This is a genomic window from Candidatus Hodgkinia cicadicola, assembly GCF_002774925.1.
Genome location: NZ_NXGO01000092.1, coordinates 1 through 880 on the forward strand (window position 1 = coordinate 1; position 880 = coordinate 880).

Genomic DNA, 880 nt, shown 5'->3' on the forward strand with positions numbered 1-880 from the left:
ATGCTGTCACCTGCACTCAACTGAGTGCAGTACACATCTTGCAAATGTTTATCACCATACCATAATTCTAGAGCTTTTATAAATTCGGCATAGGTGTTCTGGCTATCAGGTGGCACTTTCTGTAGTAGCTTTGCGGCAGGTCCCTTTAAAGCAAGAACGAGTGAAACTGCCTTGTCTTTTGCTGTCCAATTATTTGCGCATCCAGCGGTTTCAAATTGCCAAAGACACGTCGCCTAGCTTCCGTCAAAGGTCAGGGCTTTGAGATGAACTATTTCTTTTATGAATTTGCTAACTGCTATAATTTTTATTGTTCGACTAAGCTTTTCATCATCACTGACATCTTCAGGTCTTAAACAACGTCTGTCAACTGTACGTTGTAGGCTTTTATACTTTAGGCCACTCCCCTTATGTCATCGCCCCTCCTATTGGTTCTAGCTGCCCCTCCTATTCATTTGAGATGAACTACCCCAACTGCAGGTAATGTGACTCTCTTTATTGTCTTATTGCCTACCTGTCTTTTTCTGGCTTTTCAATTGGCACTTCTCTTCAGCGGTTTGTTTCGAAACTCATGGTATTATCATTAACTGTTCAACTTCATTTTTAATTTGCTCTTTTATGTTTGAAATTGAGTCTTCTACTGCACATATTTTTGCTGACATTGTTTGTCCTATATTTGATACAGAATTTTCTACTGTAGAATCTCTTGGCCATTCAGATCACTGCATAATTCACCTAAGTCACCATGTAGGAGACCCAACTCTGCGGTAGGACAACATTGTGTATCTTGGCAGGTTTGGTTTATAACAAACGAGTGTTAATAGTGGGAAAACACGGTACAGGAAAATCTACCCACATTGAACAAGTTTGTAATCGATTGAAT

1 pseudogene is annotated in these 880 nt (G+C 39.8%); it reads left to right on the top strand.

The features are described 5' to 3' along the window. Nucleotides 1-766 precede the first annotated feature (766 nt). A pseudogene (locus MAGTDC_RS03165) lies at nucleotides 767-880 on the top strand (cobaltochelatase subunit CobS); the annotation flags it as partial.